The sequence below is a fragment of the Burkholderia sp. BCC1996 genome (genome assembly GCF_905339955.1).
Lineage (GTDB): Bacteria > Pseudomonadota > Gammaproteobacteria > Burkholderiales > Burkholderiaceae > Burkholderia.
The window spans coordinates 100,201-117,019 of sequence record NZ_CAJPHM010000020.1 but is presented as its reverse complement, the minus strand read 5'-3'; the positions used below and the strand labels follow the sequence as shown (position 1 = coordinate 117,019).

Sequence of the window (16,819 nt, the reverse complement as noted above, 5' to 3'; positions counted from 1 at the left end):
GCGCTAAGCCTGAGACCGGGGCACTGCCACGGGGCGCGCGCAATGCGTCGCGCGCGCCGACGGGCGGCAGATGCTGCGGCTTGGGCCGCAGCGGGGAGTATCGAATCCAGCCCGACTTTCCCGCCTGGGGTGTACTTCCCTGGTTTGACGTCGCCAAGCCCCGCACGCTTCGCGGGGCCAAATCGGGCGCAACGCCGTAATTTTCGCAACCGGCAGCCTGCGGACGCACCTCGCGCCGTCGGGCTGCCGATCAAATTCTTTTCAACCAACTTTCCGTTACCGCGGCGCCTGGTCGACCGAATCCGCCTGTGGGCGCGATCCTTGCCGACGGCCGGCGCCGTGCGTGCAACTTGCTGCATCTCTTTGATTAGGGGCGAGCAGCAGACCCCCGGCGCAAGTAAAATAACGGTTTGCGCTTGCGCCTTGCCCGATTCCGTCGGGACCGGCCTGTCAGGCCACCCTCAACGTCAGGCTGGGCAAAATTATATTCAGTATGAATGAGTTAGGCAAAATATCCCAGAATTCAGTCGCAAGCGGCCAGGTATCGATGATCCAGATCGACGAAAACTCGGCCGGTCAGCGGATCGACAACTTCCTGTTGCGCGTCTGTAAAGGCGTGCCCAAAAGCCATATTTACCGGATCCTGCGCAGCGGCGAAGTCCGCGTGAACAAGGGTCGGGTCGACGCCCAGTACCGTCTCGCGTTCGGCGACCTCGTACGCGTGCCGCCCGTGCGGGTGGCGGCGGCCGACCTCGCGCGTGCCGACACGCCGATCGTGCCGCCCGCGCAGTTCGAGGTGCTGTATGAAGACGACGCGCTGCTCGTCATCAACAAGCCGGCCGGCGTCGCCGTGCACGGCGGCAGCGGCGTCGCGTTCGGCGTGATCGAGCAGATGCGGCAGGCCCGCCCGCGCGCGAAATTCCTCGAACTCGTGCACCGGCTCGACCGCGAGACCTCCGGGATCCTGATGCTCGCGAAGAAGCGCACGGCGCTCGTCGGCCTGCACGAGCAGATCCGCGAGAACCGGATGGACAAGCGCTACTTCGCGTGCGGACACGGCGAATGGCAGCCCGACTGGGGCCGCCGTCGCGTGGTGAAGGTCCCGCTGTTCAAGTATTCGACCCCGGAAGGGGAGCGGCGCGTGCGCGTACAGGACGATGGCCTGCCGTCGCACACGGTGTTCAACCTGATCGAGCGCTGGCCGGACTACGCGCTGGTTGAAGCGGAACTCAAAACGGGTCGGACCCATCAGATCCGGGTGCACCTCGCGCATCTCGGCCTGCCGATCGCCGGCGACGCCAAGTATGGCGATTTCGCACTGAACAAGGCGCTGGCGCGCGCGAACGCGCAACCGTCGCTCAAGCGGATGTTCCTGCATGCGCACCGGCTCAAGCTCGCGCATCCGCTGACCGGCGAGGCGCTGCAGTTCGATGCGCCGCTGCCGGACGAATGCCGGCGCTTCCTCGATCAACTCAGCGCTCTGCGCGATACCGCCTGACTCGCATGGCCCGACAGCAATTTGATCTGATCGTCTTCGACTGGGACGGCACGCTGATGGATTCGACTGCGCACATCGCGCACAGCATCCAGGCCGCCTGCCGCGATCTCGGCCTGCCCACGCCGTCGGACGAGGCGTCCCGCTACGTCATCGGCCTCGGCCTGCGCGATGCACTGCAGATTACTGCTCCGACCCTCGATCCGTCCGACTATCCGCGGCTGGCCGAACGCTACCGCTATCACTACCTGCTGGACGATCAGCGCATCGAGCTGTTCGCCGGCGTGCGCGAACTGCTCGCGGAATTGCGCGATACCGGCTACTTGCTCGCGGTCGCGACCGGCAAGGGCAGGGTCGGGCTGAACCGCGTGCTCGACCAGTCGAAGCTCACGAGCCTGTTCGATGCGACGCGCTGCGCCGACGAAACGTTCTCGAAGCCGCACCCGGCGATGCTGCACGAACTGACCCGTGAATTGGGGCAGGATCTCGCGCGCACCGTGATGATCGGCGACACCACGCACGACCTGCAGATGGCCGCGAGTGCGGGGGCGGCCGGCATCGGCGTCGCGTACGGCGCGCACACGGCCGATGCGCTGGCCGCGCTGACACCGCGCTTCGTCGCGCCGGACGTCGGCGCGCTGGCCGCGTGGCTGCGGGAGCACGCGTGAGCGCGGCGCCGGATGCCGTGCGCGTGTGCGCATCGGACGCGCTGGCCGACGGCGGCGCCGGCGTGCGCGTCGATGCGACGCTGCGCGGCGAGCAGGCGGTCGTGTTCTTCGTGCGCTACGAAGGCCGTGCATACGGCTACCTGAACCGCTGCGCGCACGTGCCGATGGAGCTCGACTGGGCCGAAGGGCAGTTCTTCGAGTCGTCGGGCCTGTACCTGATGTGCGCGACGCACGGCGCGATCTACGCGCCGGATACCGGCAAGTGCGTCGGCGGCCCGTGCCGCGGCGGCCGCCTGCGGCCGGTCGAGGTCGACGAGCGCGACACGCCGGGCGGGCGTGCGGTATTCTGGGTGCCGGATGCCGACCTGGGTCCCGCCGCTCCGCCCCCTCCCGCCACGACCGACTGACGACACCACTGCATGGCCGACCAACCGAACCTTCCTGATTCCTCGTCCCGTCCCGACAGCCGCGAACCGAACTGGGAGCGCGCGGCGCTCGAGCGGATCGCGCTTGCGGCCGTCAAGGAACAGCGCGCCGCGCGGCGCTGGAAGATCTTCTTCCGCTTCGCGTTCCTCGGCGTGTTCGTGCTGCTCGCGTTCGCGCTGATCGATTTCTCGAGCGACTCGAAATTCTCGGCGAGCGGGCGCCACACGGCGCTCGTGACGATCGACGGCGAGATCGCGGCGGGCACCAACGCGAACGCCGACGACATCAACACGGCGCTGGATACCGCTTTCGACGACAGCGGCACGGCCGGCGTCGTGCTGCGGATCAACAGCCCGGGCGGCAGCCCGGTGCAGGCCGGGATGGTCTACGACGAGATCCGCCGGCTGCGCATGAAGTATCCGGACAAGCCGTTGTACGTCGTCGTGACGGACATGTGCGCATCGGGCGGTTATTACATTGCGTCCGCCGCCGACAAGATCTTCGTCGACAAGGCGAGCATCGTCGGCTCGATCGGCGTGCTGATGGACGGGTTCGGCTTCACGGGCCTGATGGGCAAGCTCGGCGTCGATCGCCGCCTGCATACGTCGGGCGAAAACAAGGGCTTCTACGACCCGTTCTCGCCCGAGACGCCGAAGATGGATGCCCACGCGCAGGCGCTGCTCGACCAGGTCCATGCGCAGTTCATCAAGGCCGTGAAGGACGGCCGCGGCAAGCGGCTGCACGAAACGCCCGACATGTTCTCGGGCTTGTTCTGGACCGGCGAAAAGAGCGTCGAGCTCGGGCTCGCCGACGGCTACGGCACGACCGACACGGTCGCGCGCGACGTGCTGAAGGCGCCGGATCTCGTCGACTATACGGTGAAGGAAAGCCTGACGAACCGCGTCGCGCGCAAGTTCGGCGCGGCGGTCGGCGGTGCCGCGATGAAGGCGCTCACCGCGGGCGGCACGTCGTTCAGCCTGCGCTGAGCGGCGGCCAGCCGGCGCCGCGGCGAACGGGGCAGGGCGCCCCGGGTCGCGCGGCCGCCGGCTTCAGTTCGCGAGCAGCAGGAAGATGGCGGGGCGCTTCTGCAGATTCGGCGCAGGCGTCTTTTTCCAGTCCGCCACGGAGCGGCTGGCGATCGTCTCGGTCTCGAGGGTCAGGTCGGCCGCGACGCAGATCTGCGTCGACGGCGCGCAGGTCGCGATCAGCGTATCCAGCATCGCCTGGTTCCGGTACGGCGTCTCGATGAAGATCTGCGTCTGGCGCGCCTTGCGTGACAGTTGCTCAAGTTCGCGCAAGCGCTTCGCACGTGCGGCCGCATCGACCGGCAGGTAGCCGTTGAACGCGAAACTCTGGCCGTTCAGGCCCGACGCCATCAACGCGAGCAGGATCGAACTCGGCCCGACGAGCGGCACGACCTTCACGCCGCGCTCGTGCGCGCGGCGCACCAGCAGCGCGCCCGGATCGGCGACGGCCGGGCAGCCGGCTTCCGACACGAGGCCGGCGTCCGCACCGGCCAGTATCGGCGCGAGCAATCGGTCGATGGCGCCGGCCGGCGTATTGACGTTCAGTTCGCTGATCTCGATTTCCTGGATCGGCCGCGTCGTGCCGATCTTCTTCAGGAACGCGCGGGTCGTTTTCGCGTTTTCGCCGATGTAATAGCCGAGTGTGCCGGCGCGCGCCTGCACGGCGGCGGGCAGCACGGCGGCGAGCATCGATGCGTCGCCCTCGCCGAGCGTGTTCGGGACGAGATAGAGCGTGCCGGCGGTCATGCGCGGTCTCCTTGGGGTGCGGCGAACAGCGGATAACCGACGGCGCGCAGCATCCGCGTGAGCGCGATCAGCGGCAGGCCGACGAGCGCCGTCGGGTCGTCGGAGTCGATGGCATCCAGCAGCGCGATGCCGAGCCCTTCGGACTTCGCGCTGCCGGCGACGTCGTACGGCGTTTCCGCGCGCAGGTACGCATCGAGTTCGGCCTCGGGCAGCGAGCGAAAGCGCACGTGCGTGACGACGTCCTCGCTCTGCGTTTCGCCGGTGCGGCTGTCGTACAGGCTGAGCGCGCTGTGGAATTCGACGTCGCGGCCCTGCATCGACAGCAGCTGCGCGAGCGCGCGCTCGTGCGTGCCGGGCTTGCCGATCTGGTGGCCGTCGAAGGTCGCGACCTGGTCCGACCCGATCACGAGCACGCCGTCCGGCGCGTCGATCGTCGCGGCGACCGCGCGCGCCTTCGCACCGGCGAGGCGCAGCGCGGTCGCGGCCGGCGCTTCGTCCGCGAGCGGGGTTTCGTCGAGGTCGGGCGACACGACGTCGAACGGCAGGCCGAGGCGCTCGAGGAGCGCGCGGCGGTAGCGGGAACTGGAGGCGAGAATCAGCCGCGGCGGGCGGCAAACGGTATCCGGCATGGTCGGTTGGGTCGGTGAGTCGTCGGGTGTGGCGCGGTGTTGCAAGGGCGCAAGCATAAGTGATTGACCGCAAAAGGTAAAACAGGTATGCTTTCCCGCTTTTCGTCGGCAGGCTTTCCGCAGTGGTGGCGCCTGCCGGGTCTTCGGAAGTAAAGTACGTAATCGTGCGAGGCGTACGTGGCGTGGATCGCGTACGTGCGCGGCGTCAAATGAGTGGCGCCAGCAAGCCGGATCCCGCAAGTCAGCCTGTAGGCAGGAGCGCAACATGAACACTTCTTCTGGCAAGCCTGCGGCAGCGCTTGATCCGCACGCGGTCGACCTGTTCGAATTCGCCCGCAGCGGGCGGCAGGCAGCGGGTGCCGTGCGCCTGTCGCAACTGCCGCGCATGCTGAACGAAGTGCCGGCGGACGCGCCCGATCGCGACACGGTCTTCACGTGGCAGGCCGAAGGGTTCACCCAGAAGGAGTTGCAGGACGACGGCGCCGATGGGCAGCAGCCGTATCTGCGCCTCGCGGTGCACGGCCATGCGTGGCTCACGTGTCAGCGCTGCATGACCCCGTACGACCAGACGTTCGACGTCGACATGACGTACCGGGTCGTTGCGACCGAAGAAGAAGCTGAAGAATTTCCGCTCGACGACGATGAAGCCGATGTGATCGTGGGCTCACGCCAGTTCGATCTCGTCGACTTGATCGAAGAGGAATTGCTGCTTTCGTTGCCGCTCGTGCCCAAGCACGAGGTTTGCCCGGCAGTTCACGAAAGCCTCGTGTCGGGTGCGAGCGGTCCTTCGGAAGACGCGGACGACGAGTCCGCCGAAGACGAGGACGAAGGCAAACGGCCGAATCCGTTCGCAGCGCTGGAAGCGCTGAAGAAGGACGGGGACGGCAGCAAGAAACACTAAGCAGTTGTGGCGCGGGAAGGCGTAAGGGCTTTGGGCCAGGGTAGTTAAGCGCCGGATCGGGCTGTGTTAGAATCCGGAAAATTATTTAGGAGTTAGTCATGGCAGTCCAGCAAAACAAGAAGTCGCCGTCGAAGCGCGGCATGCATCGTTCGCACGATTTCCTGACGGCAGCGCCGCTGGCAGTCGAGCCGAGCACGGGTGAAGTGCACCTGCGTCACCACGTCAGCCCGAACGGCTACTATCGCGGCAAGAAAGTCGTCAAGACGAAGAACGACTAAGCGTCAAGTCACGCGTTGCGCGCTACGATCGCCGTTCGCGTGACAACTGGTTCGCTTGACACTTTCCTGGCGCAACAAAAAGGCGGCATTCAACTGCCGCTTTTTTGTGCCTGAAATTCGTCGCATTCCATGACCGTAAAGCTCACAATCGATTGCATGGGAGGCGACCACGGCCCGTCCGTGACCGTTCCCGCGGCAGTCAAGTTCGTCCGCGCGCATCCCGATGCGCACCTGATGCTCGTCGGCATCGAAAGCGCGATCCGCGCTCAGCTGAAAAAGCTGAAAGCCCTCGACGATCCCGCGCTGACCATCGTGCCCGCCACCGAAGTCGTGGCGATGGACGACCCTGTCGAAGTGGCGCTGCGCAAGAAGAAGGATTCTTCGATGCGTGTCGCGCTCAACCACGTCAAGGAAGGCGCGGCCCAGGCCTGTATTTCCGCCGGCAACACCGGCGCGCTGATGGCCGTTTCCCGTTATGTGCTCAAGACGCTGCCCGGCATCGAGCGGCCCGCGATCGCGTTCGCGCTGCCGAACCCGACCGGCTACACGATGATGCTGGACCTCGGCGCGAACGTCGACTGCGAGCCGCAGCACCTGCTGCAGTTCGCGGAGATGGGGCACGCGCTCGTCGCCGCGCTCGAAGGCAAGGAGCGTCCGACGATCGGCCTGCTGAACATCGGCGAAGAGGTCATCAAGGGCAACGAGACCATCAAGCGCGCCGGCGAACTGCTGCGCGCCAGCACGCTGAATTTCCGTGGCAACGTCGAAGGCAACGACATCTACAAAGGCACGGTCGACGTGATCGTCTGCGACGGCTTCGTCGGCAACGTCGCGCTGAAGACGTCCGAAGGGCTCGCGCAGATGCTGTCCGACATCATCCGCGAGGAGTTCGGCCGGTCGCTGATGTCGAAGCTGATGGCGCTGCTCGCGCTGCCGGTGCTGATGCGTTTCAAGAAGCGCGTCGATCACCGCCAGTACAACGGCGCGGCGCTGCTGGGGCTGAAGAGCCTCGTGATCAAAAGCCACGGTTCGGCCGACGCCTACGCGTTTGAGTGGGCGATCAAACGGGGTTATGATGCCGTCAAAAACGGCGTGCTGGAGCGCCTCACGCGTGCGATGGCGGACAATTCGGTGTCGCTCGGCGACGGCGAACACGACGCGGGCGGCGCGGGCCCGACGAGCCCGGCCGCAGGCCACCACGCCGAACCTTCCGCTGCGCAATCCTCTAAAGCATAAATGGCCCAATCGACTCTCTATTCCCGCGTGCTCGGCACGGGCAGCTACCTGCCGCCCGACCGGGTCACGAACCAGCAGCTCGCCGACCGTCTCGCGAAGGAAGGCATCGAGACGAGCGATGAGTGGATCGTTGCGCGCACGGGCATCCATGCGCGCCATTTCGCCGCACCGGACGTCACGACGAGCGATCTCGCGCTCGAAGCGGCGCGCCGTGCGATCGAGGCGGCCGATATCGATCCGCAGTCGATCGATCTGATCATCGTCGCGACTTCGACCCCCGATTTCGTGTTCCCCAGCACGGCTTGCCTGCTGCAGAACAAGCTCGGCATCAAGAACGGCGGCGCGGCATTCGACGTGCAGGCCGTGTGCTCGGGCTTCGCCTATGCGATGGCGACGGCCGACAGCTTCATCCGCAGCGGCCAGCACCGCACGGCGCTCATCGTCGGCGCGGAGACGTTCTCGCGCATTCTCGATTTCAAGGACCGCACGACCTGCGTGCTGTTCGGCGACGGCGCGGGCGCGGTGATCCTGTCCGCATCGGAAGAGCCGGGCGTGCTCGGCAGCGCGCTGCACGCGGACGGCAGCTATTCGAACATCCTCTGCACGCCGGGCAACGTCAATCGCGGTGTGATCGACGGCAGCGCGTTCCTGTACATGGATGGGCAGGCCGTGTTCAAGCTCGCGGTCAACGTGCTCGAAAAGGTCGCGATCGAGGCGCTCGCCAAGGCGAACCTCGCGCCCGAGCAGGTCGACTGGCTGATTCCGCACCAGGCCAACATCCGCATCATGACCAGCACCTGCCGCAAGCTCGGCCTGCCGCAGGAGCGCATGGTCGTGACGGTCGACCAGCACGGCAACACGTCGGCGGCGTCGATCCCGCTGGCGCTCGACGCCGCGGTGCGTGACGGCCGCATCCAGCGCGGTCAGCACGTGCTGATCGAAGGCGTCGGCGGCGGCTTCACGTGGGGCGCGTCCGTCTTCCGCTACTGATCCGCGGCGCGCAACTGCTGCGCGCGGATCCCGAACCGGCGCGCCGTTCGTGCGCGCCGTCCGAATCGATTCAATTGGGGACGATATGAAATTCGCATTCGTTTTTCCGGGGCAGGGCTCGCAGTCGGTCGGCATGCTCAACGCATTCGCCGATCTCGCCGTCGTGCGCGAGACGCTCCAGGAAGCATCCGATGCACTCAATCAGGATCTCGGCAAGCTGATCGCCGAAGGTCCGGCCGAAGAGCTGAATCTGACCACCAACACGCAGCCTGTGATGCTGACGGCCGCCTACGCGTGCTATCGCGCATGGCAGCAGGCCGGCGGTCCGGCACCGTCGATCGTCGCGGGCCACAGCCTCGGCGAATACACGGCGCTCGTCGCCGCGGGCGCGATCGCGTTCAAGGACGCGGTGCCGCTCGTGCGCTTCCGCGCGCAGGCGATGCAGACGGCCGTGCCGGTCGGCCAGGGCGGCATGGCGGCGATCCTGGGTCTCGATGATGACACGGTGCGCGCCGTGTGCGCCGAAGCCGCGGAAGCGGGCATCGTCGAAGCGGTGAACTTCAACGCGCCGGCGCAGGTCGTGATCGCGGGCGCGAAGGCGGCCGTGGAGAAGGCCTGCGAGATCGCGAAGGCGAAGGGCGCGAAACGCGCGCTGCCGCTGCCGGTATCGGCGCCGTTCCATTCGTCGCTGCTCAAGCCGGCGTCGGACCAGTTGCGCGACTATCTCGCGAACGTCGACGTGAAGGCGCCGCAGATTCCGGTCGTCAACAACATCGACGTCGCGGTGGTCAGCGATCCGGCCGCGATCAAGGATGCGCTGGTGCGCCAGGCCGCGGGCCCGGTGCGCTGGGTCGAATGCGTGCGGCACATCGCGGGCACGGGCGTCACGCACGTGATCGAATGCGGTCCGGGCAAGGTGCTGGCAGGCCTGACGAAGCGCATCGACGGCAACCTGGTCGGCGCATCGGTGTTCGATCCGGCTTCGCTCGACGAAGCACTGAAGCTGGCGACCGCCTGACGCGGCGCCTTTCCTCAAGAGACGGATATTCGATTCATGGAAAAGACTCTCGATAAACAGGTCGCGATCGTGACCGGCGCATCGCGCGGCATCGGCCGGGCGATCGCGCTCGAACTCGCGCGCCTGGGCGCGACGGTGATCGGCACGGCGACGAGCGAATCGGGCGCCGCCGCGATTACCGCCGGGTTCGCGGAAGCGGGCGTGACGGGCCGCGGCGCGGTGCTGAACGTCAACGACGCGGCGGCAGCCGAAGCGCTGATCGACGCGACCGTGAAGGAATTCGGCGCGCTCCACGTACTCGTCAACAACGCGGGGATCACGCAGGACCAGCTCGCGATGCGGATGAAGGACGAGGACTGGGATGCGGTGATCGACACCAACCTGAAGTCGGTGTTCCGCCTGTCGCGCGCGGTGCTGCGCCCGATGATGAAGGCCCGCGGCGGCCGCATCATCAACATCACGTCGGTGGTCGGCTCGGCCGGCAACCCGGGCCAGGTCAACTACGCGGCCGCGAAGGCCGGCGTCGCGGGCATGACGCGTGCGCTTGCACGTGAAATCGGCAGCCGTGGCATCACGGTGAACTGCGTCGCGCCGGGCTTCATCGACACCGACATGACGAAGACGCTGCCGGAAGAACAGCAGGCCGCGCTCAAGACCCAGATTCCGCTCGGCCGCCTCGGCAGCCCGGCAGACATCGCCCATGCCGTCGCGTTCCTCGCATCGCCGCAGGCCGGTTATATCACCGGCACGACGCTGCACGTGAACGGCGGCATGTACATGTCGTAACGGTTTTCGTTTACCATCCGCGCCGTATCCCGTTTTTCAGGCGGATCGGTGCTTGATCGACCATCAAGCCAACGCGCGTTTTGCCGTCAGCAAACCTGATAAAATGCGCGCACTTGTAAATCTGAACTTTCCCTCGGAGGGGTAATGGATAACATCGAACAACGTGTCAAGAAGATCGTCGCTGAGCAACTGGGCGTCGCGGAAGCCGAGATCAAGAACGAAGCATCGTTCGTGAACGATCTGGGCGCGGATTCGCTCGACACGGTCGAACTGGTGATGGCTCTGGAAGACGAGTTCGGCATGGAAATCCCGGACGAAGAAGCAGAGAAGATCACGACCGTTCAGCAAGCGATCGACTACGCTCGCGCAAACGTCAAGGCGTAAGCGCGTTTCGCGCTTGTCCGCCACGTCGCCGCGATCTTCGCGATTGACGCGCCATCCTGCCGGCTTCGTGCCGGACGGACTAACAGCCACAGGGCTCGCAGGGCTGGTTCCTGTGGCCACTGTGGCTTTTGTTTTTGTCATCCAATAATGGAAAAGAGGTTACCGTGAGCCGCCGTCGTGTTGTTGTTACAGGCCTGGGGCTGATTTCGCCTGTTGGCAATAATGTTGCCGACGGCTGGGCCAATCTCGTCGCCGGCAAGTCCGGTATCGCCACCGTCACGAAGTTCGATGCGTCGAACCTCGCCTGCCATTTCGCGGGCGAAGTGAAGGGTTTCAGCGCCGAGGAGTACATCCCGGCGAAGGAAGCCCGCAACATGGATACGTTCATCCATTACGGCATCGCAGCCGGCGTCCAGGCGATCCGGGACAGCGGCCTCGAAGTGAACGAAGCCAATGCGGAACGCATCGGCGTGCTGGTCGGCTCCGGTATCGGCGGCCTGCCGATGATCGAAGACACGCACCAGACCTACGTCGATCGCGGCCCGCGCCGGATTTCGCCGTTCTTCGTGCCGGGTTCGATCATCAACATGATCTCGGGTCACCTGAGCATCATGTTCGGCCTGAAGGGCCCGAACCTCGCGGCCGTGACGGCCTGCACGACCGGTCTGCACAGCATCGGCCTCGCGGCGCGCCTGATTCAGGCCGGCGACGCCGACGTGATGGTCGCGGGCGGCGCCGAATCGACGGTGTCGCCGCTGGGCATCGGCGGTTTCGCGGCCGCGCGCGCGCTGTCGACCCGCAACGACGATCCGGCCACCGCGTCCCGTCCGTGGGACAAGGACCGCGACGGCTTCGTGCTGGGCGAGGGTGCAGGCGTGATGGTGCTCGAGGAATACGAGGCGGCGAAGGCACGCGGCGCGAAGATCTATGCGGAAGTCTCGGGCTTCGGCATGACGGGCGATGCGTACCACATGACCGCGCCGAACATGGACGGTCCGCGCCGCTGCATGGTCGCGGCACTGCGCGACGCCGGCGTGAACGCGGACGAGGTCCAGTACCTGAACGCGCACGGCACGTCGACGCAGCTCGGCGACAAGAACGAGTCCGATGCGGTGAAGGCGGCATTCGGCGAGCACGCGTACAAGCTCGTGGTGAACTCGACGAAGTCGATGACGGGTCACCTGCTGGGTGGCGCGGGCGGCCTCGAGTCGGTGTTCACGGTGCTGGCGCTGCACAACAACGTGTCGCCGCCGACCATCAACATCTTCAACCAGGACCCCGAGTGCGATCTCGACTACTGCGCGAACACCGCGCGTGACATGAAGATCGACGTGGCCGTGAAGAACAACTTCGGCTTCGGCGGTACCAACGGCACGCTGGTGTTCAAGCGCGTCTGACGCTGAAATCGCTTGACGAGTCCATTCGATGCTCCGGCCGGGCGTCCGCAATGCTTTGCATTGCGGGCCTCGGCCGTGTCGTATGTGGTGCTGGCCGCGTTCGTCGCGGCGGCGGCCGCCTCCGCGTACCTGTTCTGGGCGCCGCGGGCCGGTGCCGCCGCCGGCGCGTGCGTGTCGGCGGCGACGGCCGCGCTGCTTGCCGTGTGCGCCGCGCGGGCCTGTGCCCGCCGGCTGCCGGCCGAGTTGCGGATCGATGCATTCGGGGAGATTGCGGCGTTTGGCCGCACCGGGCGCTTGCTGGCCCGGGGCCGCGTGACGGGCCATGCACATTGGAGCAGCCTGCTGCTCGTGCTGTCGGTCGGGCAGGGCGCCCGGCGCGCGCGGCCGTTGCTGATTCCGGCCGATGCGCTCGACGCCGCGTCGTTCAGCGCGCTGTCCGTGCTGGCGCGTACCGCGGGCACGGCGGGGCGGGCATGACGGCGGCGCGGTTACCAGCCGTAACCAGCGGCCGGCGCCGGAACGCTACAATAACGCTCCGCGTTGCATCCCTAGTTAACGGATTTGTCAGGTGAGTGAAAAAGAAATCGATCAGGCTCTGGTCGAGCGCGTACAGAAAGGCGACAAGGCAGCGTTCGAACTCCTGGTCTCCAAATACCACCGCAAGATCATTCGGCTGATCTCGCGCCTCGTGCGGGATCCCGCCGAGGTCGAGGATGTGGCCCAGGACGCGTTCATCAAGGCGTATCGTGCGCTGCCGCAATTTCGCGGCGAGTCGGCGTTCTACACGTGGTTGTACCGGATTGCCGTCAATACGGCGAAGAACTACCTTGCGACGCAGGGCCGGCGGGCACCGACCTCCACCGAGGCCGATGCCGAGGAAGCGGAAACTTTCTCCGACGCAGACCAACTAAGGGATATCAACACGCCTGAGTCGATGTTGATGAGCAAGCAGATTGCCGAGACGGTTAACGCTGCAATGGCCGTCCTGCCCGAAGAGCTGCGCCAGGCGATTACGCTGCGCGAGATCGAGGGCTTGAGCTACGAAGAGATCGCGGAAATGATGGATTGTCCGATCGGGACGGTCCGGTCGCGGATCTTCCGGGCGCGCGAGGCAATCGCTGCGAAATTGCGTCCGCTGCTCGATACGCCCGAAGGCAAGCGCTGGTAAGCGCGACGGGTGCAACGACGCGGGTCGGGGTCTATTACGGATAGAGTCGTGAAATCACGACGGGGTGTGTGCAAGATGGGGAGCATCATGGGGTCGGTCAATACGCAGTCGCAAGCGTGCTCGCGCAGCGAGCGCCTTTCCGCTCTGGTCGACGGTGAACTGTTCGACGGCCCGGATCACGGGCAGTTTCTGGCTGAGCTCGACCGCGCGGATCGCGCTGCGTGGGCCCATTACCACCTGATCGGCGATGCGCTGCGCTCGGACGAGCTCGCGCTGTCGCCCGCGCTGAGCGTCGCGTTCACCGCGCGCATGTCCGCCGCGCTCGAAAGCGAGCCGCACCTGCTCGCGCCGGCCGCCGCGCCGGTCGCGCGCAAGCTGCTGTCGCTGCGCCGGCGTGTCGTGCCGGCGTTCGCGGTGGCCGCCGCGGCAGCCACGCTGACGTGGATCGTCGTCCCGCAGATGCAGACGGCCGGTGTGCCGGGCGCCGTCCAGGTCGCATCGGCAGGCGCGCCGCAAGGCGGCAACCTGCAGCGCGTGACGGTTGCGCAGGCATCCGCGCAGCCGGGCCTGCAGGACGTCAACATCATCCGCGACGCAAGTCTCGACCAATACCTTGAAGCGCACCAGCAATTCGCGCAGCAGCCCGTCGTCACGGGCTCGATGCCGCTGATCCGCGCTGCCGTGACCACCACGCCAGGCCAATAAACCCGATGCGGACATTGCAGTTGAATCACGCCATCTCCGGATGGAAGCGGCTGCCGGCTCTCCTGCTTTGCGCAGCCGCCCTGTTGTCCGTTCAGTCCCTGCCTGCCAGCGCCCAGCAACCGGACGATCCCGTCGCGACCCGCAAGGGTGCGGCGGACTGGCTCGACCGCATCCAGCAGGCGGCGCAGCAGCAGAGCTACGAGGGTACGTTCGTCTACCAGCGCGGCGCGTATGTCCAGTCGTCGCGCATCGCGCATGTGGCGTCCCGCGACGGCGAGTTCGAGCGGATCGAGTCGCTCGACGGCAAGCCGCGCAAGGTGCTGCGGCATAACGACGAGCTGTACACGTTCGTGCCCGAGCGCAAGCTGTGCGTGGTCGAGCGCCGCCAGACGCGCGATTCGTTCCCCGCGCTGCTCGGTGCCGGCGGCGAGCACGTGATGTCCGTCTACGACGCGAAGCTGCTCGGCAAGGACCGTGTGGCCGGAATCGACGCGCAGGTGGTCGAACTCGTGCCGAAGGACGCGTACCGCTTCACCTACAAGTTGTGGGCCGACGCCCGCACCGGGCTGCTGCTGCGTTCGCAGACGCTCGATGCGAGCGATCACGTGCTCGAGCAGGTCGCGTTTTCGCAGCTGCAGACGGGCGGCGCGACCGGTGACAAATCCGCGATCGCGGCCGGCATGCGCAACCTGAGCGGCTGGACGGTGGTCCGCCCGCCGGTCGCGGCGGTCGACATGGAGGCGCAGGGCTGGCAGATCGCGCCGACCATCGCCGGCTTCCGGAAGATTCGCGAGGTGCGCCGGCCGATGGCCGCGCGCGACGCCGGCGATCCGCCGATTCCGGTCGACCAGGCCGTCTTCACCGACGGCCTCGCGACGATCTCCGTCTTCATCGAGCCGGCCGAAAAGAATACGCGCAAGGAAGGCGCGGGCAGCACCGGCGCGACCCACGTGCTCGTGAAGCGTCGCGGCGACTACTGGATCACCGTGCTCGGCGAAGTGCCGCCGGCCACGTTGCAGCAGTTCGCGTCTGCCATAGAATACAAGGCTTCCAAGTAACGCTACGGCTTCCGACATGACGAAACTCACGCTGCGCAAAGTGTTCGCGGCGGCGGTGCTGTGTGCCTGCCTGCCGCTCGCCCCGCATACCGCGGCCGCGGTCACGCCTCCCGCTGCCAGCCTTCCCGATTTCGCCGATCTGGTCGAAAAGGTCGGGCCGGCTGTCGTGAACATCCGGACCACCGCGAACGTGCCGACGCCCGGCCCGCGCGGCGTGCTCCCGCCAGGCTTCGATAATGGCGACATGTCGGAATTCTTCCGGCGCTTCTTCGGCATTCCGCTGCCGCAGGCGCCCGGCAACGGTGGTGGCGGCGGCAATGGCAATCCGAAGAACGCGCCGGCGCCGGACAATCCGCCCGACACCGAGCAGAACCGCGGTGTCGGTTCGGGCTTCATCGTGTCGGCTGACGGCTACGTGATGACCAACGCGCACGTCGTCGACGACGCGGACACCATCTATGTGACGCTGACCGACAAGCGCGAATTCAAGGCGAAGCTGATCGGCGTCGACGATCGCACGGACGTCGCGGTCGTCAAGATCCAGGCGTCGAACCTGCCGGTCGTCGCGATCGGCGATTCGAACAAGGTGCGCGTCGGCGAGTGGGTCGTCGCGATCGGTTCGCCGTTCGGCCTCGACAACACCGTGACGGCCGGTATCGTGAGTTCGAAGAGCCGCAACACGGGCGATTACCTGCCGTTCATCCAGACCGACGTCGCGGTGAACCCCGGCAACTCGGGCGGCCCGCTGATCAACATGCAGGGCGAGGTGATCGGCATCAACTCGCAGATCTACAGCCGCACCGGCGGTTTCATGGGCATTTCGTTCGCGATCCCGATCGACGAGGCGATGCGCGTGGCCGACCAGCTGAAGGCGACCGGCAAGGTCACGCGCGGCCGCATCGCGGTGGCGATCGGCGAGGTGACGAAGGACGTGGCCGACTCGATCGGGCTGCCGAAGGCGGAAGGCGCGCTCGTCAGCAGCGTCGAACCGGGCGGTCCGGCCGACAAGGCCGGTATCCAGCCGGGCGACATCATCCTGAAGTTCAACGGCCGGCCGGTCGATACGGCGTCGGATCTGCCGCGCATGGTCGGCGACACAAAGCCGGGCACCAAGGCGACCGTCAGCGTGTGGCGCAAGGGTCAGGCGCGCGATCTGCCGATCACGATCGCCGAGACGCCGGCCGAGACGACGGCGAAGGCCGAGCAGCGCAAGAGCGCGCCGCAGAAGCCGCGCCAGGCGAATTCGCTCGGCTTGACGGTCAGTGACCTTTCCGCGGATCAGCTGAAGTCGCTGAAGCTCAAGAACGGCGTGCAGATCGACGGCGTCGACGGCCCGGCGGCCCGAGCGGGGCTGCAGCGCGGCGACATCGTGCTGCGCGTCGGCGACACCGACATCACGAGCGCGAAGCAGTTCGCCGACGTGACCGCGCAGCTCGATCCGCAGAAGGCGGTCGCGGTGCTGGTGCGGCGCGGCGACAACACGCAGTTCGTGCCGGTGCGCCCGCGCCCGGTTCAGAAGTAACGCGCCGATGTTCACGCTCTACGGCCGCGGCTGGTGTCATCTGTGCGACGACCTGCGCGATGCGCTGGCGCCGGTGGCGGCCGAATTCGGCGTCGCGGTCGACTACGTCGACATCGATGCGGATCCGGCACTCGTTGCGCGTTACGACGAGGACGTGCCGGTGCTGTTGCTGGACGGCACGGAAGTGTGCCGCCACCGGTTCGACGAGGCGAGGGTGCGCGGCGCGCTCGCGGCCCGGCGCTGAACACGGCTCCGCTGCCGGCCGGCCGGCAGCGCGTTGCGCGGGGCTTCCGGCGGCGGACCCGCCGGCCAGGGCCTCCGGCGGGGCGTCCCTGACCGGGCGTCCCAAATTACCGCCCGGCAAAGGCCTTTTCGGCTAAAATAAG

The 16,819-nt window shown here is 66.7% G+C and carries 20 protein-coding genes; 18 read left to right on the top strand and 2 right to left on the bottom strand.

The window, feature by feature from the left end:
- Nucleotides 1-493: 493 nt before the first annotated feature.
- From U4Z64_RS26730 to U4Z64_RS26715, 4 genes are read left to right on the top strand one after another with little or no spacing between them, the layout of a single operon-like run.
- Entirely contained in the window at nt 494-1,498 is a 1,005-nt protein-coding gene (locus U4Z64_RS26730) for an RluA family pseudouridine synthase (protein WP_044844783.1), read from the top strand.
- A gap of 5 nt (nt 1,499-1,503) precedes the next feature.
- On the top strand, nt 1,504-2,163 hold the full coding sequence (locus tag U4Z64_RS26725; RefSeq protein WP_044844782.1) for an HAD-IA family hydrolase: 660 nt from the start codon (nt 1,504-1,506) through the stop codon (nt 2,161-2,163).
- Nucleotides 2,160-2,570: a Rieske (2Fe-2S) protein gene (locus U4Z64_RS26720; protein ID WP_321821530.1), complete on the top strand. Its 411-nt coding sequence runs from the start codon at nt 2,160-2,162 to the stop codon at nt 2,568-2,570. Before U4Z64_RS26725 ends, U4Z64_RS26720 begins: the two co-directional genes overlap by 4 nt.
- A 12-nt stretch (nt 2,571-2,582) precedes the next feature.
- Nucleotides 2,583-3,575: a S49 family peptidase gene (locus U4Z64_RS26715; protein WP_321821529.1), complete on the top strand. Its 993-nt coding sequence runs from the start codon at nt 2,583-2,585 to the stop codon at nt 3,573-3,575.
- Between the two features lie 63 nt (nt 3,576-3,638).
- Here the strand turns inward: U4Z64_RS26715 and U4Z64_RS26710 are convergent, their stop codons facing one another.
- The gene (locus tag U4Z64_RS26710) at nt 3,639-4,361 is read right to left on the bottom strand and encodes an SAM-dependent methyltransferase (RefSeq protein ID WP_257767826.1); all 723 of its coding nucleotides are present in this window, start codon (nt 4,359-4,361) and stop codon (nt 3,639-3,641) included.
- Entirely contained in the window at nt 4,358-4,990 is a 633-nt protein-coding gene (locus U4Z64_RS26705; RefSeq protein WP_044844778.1) for a Maf-like protein, read from the bottom strand. The genes U4Z64_RS26710 and U4Z64_RS26705 overlap by 4 nt, the downstream gene beginning before the upstream one ends.
- A gap of 265 nt (nt 4,991-5,255) precedes the next feature.
- Between U4Z64_RS26705 and U4Z64_RS26700 the strand changes: the two genes are divergently transcribed.
- The 14 genes from U4Z64_RS26700 to U4Z64_RS26635 all read left to right on the top strand — a co-directional run bounded on the left by U4Z64_RS26700 (nt 5,256) and on the right by U4Z64_RS26635 (nt 16,677).
- A complete protein-coding gene (locus U4Z64_RS26700) occupies nt 5,256-5,891 on the top strand; it encodes a YceD family protein (RefSeq protein ID WP_044844777.1) in 636 nt (211 codons plus the stop codon).
- A gap of 98 nt (nt 5,892-5,989) precedes the next feature.
- On the top strand, nt 5,990-6,169 hold the full coding sequence (gene rpmF, locus U4Z64_RS26695; RefSeq protein ID WP_006051932.1) for a 50S ribosomal protein L32: 180 nt from the start codon (nt 5,990-5,992) through the stop codon (nt 6,167-6,169).
- Between the two features lie 129 nt (nt 6,170-6,298).
- Complete coding sequence (gene plsX, locus U4Z64_RS26690) at nt 6,299-7,405, top strand: phosphate acyltransferase PlsX (protein WP_044844776.1); 1,107 nt, start codon at nt 6,299-6,301, stop codon at nt 7,403-7,405.
- Nucleotides 7,406-8,395, top strand: coding sequence for a beta-ketoacyl-ACP synthase III (locus tag U4Z64_RS26685; RefSeq protein WP_044844775.1), 990 nt, complete (start codon nt 7,406-7,408; stop codon nt 8,393-8,395).
- 85 nt (nt 8,396-8,480) lie between these two features.
- Nucleotides 8,481-9,413 carry an ACP S-malonyltransferase gene (fabD, locus tag U4Z64_RS26680; protein ID WP_044844774.1) on the top strand — a complete coding sequence of 311 codons (933 nt, stop codon included), beginning with the start codon at nt 8,481-8,483 and terminating at the stop codon, nt 9,411-9,413.
- A gap of 36 nt (nt 9,414-9,449) precedes the next feature.
- Nucleotides 9,450-10,199 carry a 3-oxoacyl-ACP reductase FabG gene (gene fabG, locus U4Z64_RS26675; protein WP_044844773.1) on the top strand — a complete coding sequence of 250 codons (750 nt, stop codon included), beginning with the start codon at nt 9,450-9,452 and terminating at the stop codon, nt 10,197-10,199.
- A 144-nt stretch (nt 10,200-10,343) separates the two neighbouring features.
- Nucleotides 10,344-10,583: an acyl carrier protein gene (acpP, locus tag U4Z64_RS26670; RefSeq protein WP_004197638.1), complete on the top strand. Its 240-nt coding sequence runs from the start codon at nt 10,344-10,346 to the stop codon at nt 10,581-10,583.
- Nucleotides 10,584-10,747: 164 nt separating this feature from the next.
- The gene (gene fabF / locus U4Z64_RS26665) at nt 10,748-11,980 is read left to right on the top strand and encodes a beta-ketoacyl-ACP synthase II (RefSeq protein ID WP_044844772.1); all 1,233 of its coding nucleotides are present in this window, start codon (nt 10,748-10,750) and stop codon (nt 11,978-11,980) included.
- Between the two features lie 12 nt (nt 11,981-11,992).
- Nucleotides 11,993-12,457, top strand: coding sequence for a hypothetical protein (locus U4Z64_RS26660; protein ID WP_044844771.1), 465 nt, complete (start codon nt 11,993-11,995; stop codon nt 12,455-12,457).
- A 91-nt stretch (nt 12,458-12,548) separates the two neighbouring features.
- The gene (rpoE, locus tag U4Z64_RS26655; protein WP_006752490.1) at nt 12,549-13,148 is read left to right on the top strand and encodes an RNA polymerase sigma factor RpoE; all 600 of its coding nucleotides are present in this window, start codon (nt 12,549-12,551) and stop codon (nt 13,146-13,148) included.
- Between the two features lie 87 nt (nt 13,149-13,235).
- A complete protein-coding gene (locus U4Z64_RS26650) occupies nt 13,236-13,853 on the top strand; it encodes a sigma-E factor negative regulatory protein (RefSeq protein ID WP_321798558.1) in 618 nt (205 codons plus the stop codon).
- Between the two features lie 5 nt (nt 13,854-13,858).
- The gene (locus tag U4Z64_RS26645) at nt 13,859-14,911 is read left to right on the top strand and encodes a MucB/RseB C-terminal domain-containing protein (RefSeq protein WP_321821528.1); all 1,053 of its coding nucleotides are present in this window, start codon (nt 13,859-13,861) and stop codon (nt 14,909-14,911) included.
- Nucleotides 14,912-14,927: 16 nt separating this feature from the next.
- The gene (locus U4Z64_RS26640; RefSeq protein ID WP_321821527.1) at nt 14,928-16,433 is read left to right on the top strand and encodes a DegQ family serine endoprotease; all 1,506 of its coding nucleotides are present in this window, start codon (nt 14,928-14,930) and stop codon (nt 16,431-16,433) included.
- A gap of 7 nt (nt 16,434-16,440) precedes the next feature.
- Complete coding sequence (locus tag U4Z64_RS26635; RefSeq protein ID WP_257767790.1) at nt 16,441-16,677, top strand: glutaredoxin family protein; 237 nt, start codon at nt 16,441-16,443, stop codon at nt 16,675-16,677.
- Nucleotides 16,678-16,819 lie beyond the last annotated feature (142 nt).

Excerpts from the sequence above, each read along its gene's own strand:
- U4Z64_RS26730 (WP_044844783.1), top strand. The coding sequence starts at position 494 with ATGAATGAGTTAGGCAAAATATCCCAGAATTCAGTCGCAAGCGGCCAG.
- U4Z64_RS26725 (WP_044844782.1), top strand. The coding sequence starts at position 1,504 with ATGGCCCGACAGCAATTTGATCTGATCGTCTTCGACTGGGACGGCACG.
- U4Z64_RS26715 (WP_321821529.1), top strand. The coding sequence starts at position 2,583 with ATGGCCGACCAACCGAACCTTCCTGATTCCTCGTCCCGTCCCGACAGC.
- U4Z64_RS26710 (WP_257767826.1), bottom strand. The coding sequence starts at position 4,361 with ATGACCGCCGGCACGCTCTATCTCGTCCCGAACACGCTCGGCGAGGGC.
- U4Z64_RS26705 (WP_044844778.1), bottom strand. The coding sequence starts at position 4,990 with ATGCCGGATACCGTTTGCCGCCCGCCGCGGCTGATTCTCGCCTCCAGT.
- U4Z64_RS26700 (WP_044844777.1), top strand. The coding sequence starts at position 5,256 with ATGAACACTTCTTCTGGCAAGCCTGCGGCAGCGCTTGATCCGCACGCG.
- rpmF (WP_006051932.1), top strand. The coding sequence starts at position 5,990 with ATGGCAGTCCAGCAAAACAAGAAGTCGCCGTCGAAGCGCGGCATGCAT.
- plsX (WP_044844776.1), top strand. The coding sequence starts at position 6,299 with ATGACCGTAAAGCTCACAATCGATTGCATGGGAGGCGACCACGGCCCG.
- U4Z64_RS26685 (WP_044844775.1), top strand. The coding sequence starts at position 7,406 with ATGGCCCAATCGACTCTCTATTCCCGCGTGCTCGGCACGGGCAGCTAC.
- fabD (WP_044844774.1), top strand. The coding sequence starts at position 8,481 with ATGAAATTCGCATTCGTTTTTCCGGGGCAGGGCTCGCAGTCGGTCGGC.
- fabG (WP_044844773.1), top strand. The coding sequence starts at position 9,450 with ATGGAAAAGACTCTCGATAAACAGGTCGCGATCGTGACCGGCGCATCG.
- acpP (WP_004197638.1), top strand. The coding sequence starts at position 10,344 with ATGGATAACATCGAACAACGTGTCAAGAAGATCGTCGCTGAGCAACTG.
- U4Z64_RS26650 (WP_321798558.1), top strand. The coding sequence starts at position 13,236 with ATGGGGTCGGTCAATACGCAGTCGCAAGCGTGCTCGCGCAGCGAGCGC.
- U4Z64_RS26645 (WP_321821528.1), top strand. The coding sequence starts at position 13,859 with ATGCGGACATTGCAGTTGAATCACGCCATCTCCGGATGGAAGCGGCTG.
- U4Z64_RS26640 (WP_321821527.1), top strand. The coding sequence starts at position 14,928 with ATGACGAAACTCACGCTGCGCAAAGTGTTCGCGGCGGCGGTGCTGTGT.
- U4Z64_RS26635 (WP_257767790.1), top strand. The coding sequence starts at position 16,441 with ATGTTCACGCTCTACGGCCGCGGCTGGTGTCATCTGTGCGACGACCTG.